Annotated in this window: 2 protein-coding genes; one reads left to right on the forward strand and one right to left on the reverse strand. The window is 45.9% G+C overall.

The window, feature by feature from the left end:
• Nucleotides 1-1,763, reverse strand: a 1,763-nt coding sequence (locus QTO00_RS18570; RefSeq protein ID WP_331426090.1) for a penicillin-binding protein 1A, incomplete at its 3' end; no start/stop codon positions are given.
• Nucleotides 1,764-1,902: 139 nt separating this feature from the next.
• Here QTO00_RS18570 and pilM point away from each other — a divergent pair.
• A partial coding sequence (gene pilM, locus QTO00_RS18575) for a pilus assembly protein PilM (RefSeq protein ID WP_331426091.1) occupies nt 1,903-2,181 on the forward strand: 279 nt, incomplete at its 3' end.

The following is a 2,181-nucleotide window of genomic DNA, read 5'->3' on the forward strand; positions in this document are numbered from 1 at the left end:
GAGTAACCTTGCGCCATTTTCATCGGTGTTAAGCTACCAGCGCCAAGGGCGATAGTTTCTGAACGTGGCACTTGGTCGATATCAAAACCAAAGCGGGTTAGGTATTGACGCGTTTCATCTAGGCCAACTTCACGCAACACACGAACCGCCATTACATTTTTAGACTGCGCTAAGCCAATACGAAGACGAGTTGGACCTGTGTAAGTCGGTGGAGAGTTTTTGGGTCTCCACGCTGTGCCTTGGCTCTGATCCCACTGGTTGATGGGCGCATCGTTAATTAGAGTAGCCAGCGTTAGACCTTTATCGATGGCGGCTGCATAGATGAAAGGCTTAATACTTGATCCCACCTGACGCACTGATTGAGTCGCGCGGTTAAATTTATTGTGGATAAAGTTAAAACCACCCACCAGAGACATCACGGCACCGTTGTCAGGGTTCATCGCAACAAACGCGGTATTTGCGTTTGGTACTTGGCTTAAGTGCCATGTGAAGCTTGATTCTTGGTCTTCGATGACTTGCTCAACTTGGCGAACCCAAATTTGCTCGCCTTCAGCAAGGATCTGTTTAGCCGTGCTTGGTGCTGGGCCTTGGCGGTCATCGGTTAGGAACTTACGAGCCCACTTCATGCCATCCCATTCAATGGTATTCAAGCCTTGGTTCTTAATCCAAACCGTCGCTTGCTTGCTATCTACTTTGGTCACAACGGCAGGGACTAGCTGACCGTATGTCGGAACGTTATCAAGTGTTTTATCTATAGTCTCATCATCGAATGCGGGCTTGCCAGGCTGCCAAAGCACTTTTTCTGCACCACGGTAGCCATGACGTTCATCGTAAGCGAGCAGATTGTTGATAGCAGATTGATTGGCAGCCTCTTGAAGCTTTGAGTCGACTGTAGTGTAGATGTTCATCCCAGACGTATAGGCCTCTTCTTGACCATAGCGTGCCACCATCCAAGCTCGCGCCAACTCAGCGACATAAGGAGCACTCAGTTCGATTTCAGCACCGTGGTAGCGAGAAACGATCTCTTCGGCACGTGCTTCATCATACTCATCTTGGGTAATGTATTTCTCATCAAGCATACGCAGTAACACCACATTACGGCGATGAGTTGCACGTTCCACTGAATAAATGGGGTTCATCGTTGATGGCGCTTTGGGCATACCTGCAAGCGTCGCCATTTCACTTAGCGTCAGGTCTTTAAGCTCTTTTCCGAAGTAGGTTTGCGCTGCTGCACCGAAGCCATATGAGCGGTAACCCAAGAAGATTTTGTTGACGTACAACTCCATGATCTCTTGCTTGCTAAGCAATTGCTCGATGTGAATCGCAATAAAGATCTCTTTTATTTTACGCATGATCTTCTTTTCGTTGGAGAGGAAGAAGTTACGCGCTAGCTGTTGAGTAATCGTACTCGCGCCTTGTTTAGCAGAGCCAGACATTGCGACCACAACTGCCGCTCGAGTAATACCGATAGGGTCGATACCTGGGTGTTCGTAGAAACGGCTATCTTCGGTTGCAATCAACGCTTCAATCAGGTGTTGAGGAATATCGTCGTAGGCAACGGGTATACGTCGTTTTTCACCGAACTGAGAAATCAACTTGCCATCTTGGCTAAACACCTGCATTGGCGTTTGTAGCTTGACGTCTTTCAGTGTGGCTACATCTGGTAGCTCTGGTTTCACATATAGGTAGAAGCCGAATATCGTACCGACCCCAAGAATTATGCAAATCAATGTGAATATAAGTAGGCGCTTTATGAACTTCACCGGAGATTCCCTGATTGATTGAGTTTGCCATATGCAAACCCTTGTACTTTAAGCTAAACATTTAGCTCATTTGTCTATGTGCTTATTTAACCATCAATTTAAGCATATGAGCTAAGCAAAAAGTACGGAGCTAAGCTGCATGGGTAAATCATTAGTTACAGGCATTGAAATAGCACGCCACAGCATTAAAGCGGTCGTCCTTAAGCCAAACAAAGGCACATTTGTGCTTGTCGACTATCAAGAATTACCGATCGAAGCGGGCATTCTCCCTGATAACCATATGTCAAATTATCAGAAAATTGTAAAGAAACTCAAAGAACTAAGGAAGAGTTTACCGAGATTTAGTAACAAAGTAGCGTTTTCAATACCAGATAGCGCTGTAATTAGTAAGGTATTACAAATAGATAGCGACCTAGAG

It is taken from the genome of Vibrio sp. M260118, assembly GCF_036533755.1.
Classification (GTDB): Bacteria; Pseudomonadota; Gammaproteobacteria; order Enterobacterales; family Vibrionaceae; genus Vibrio.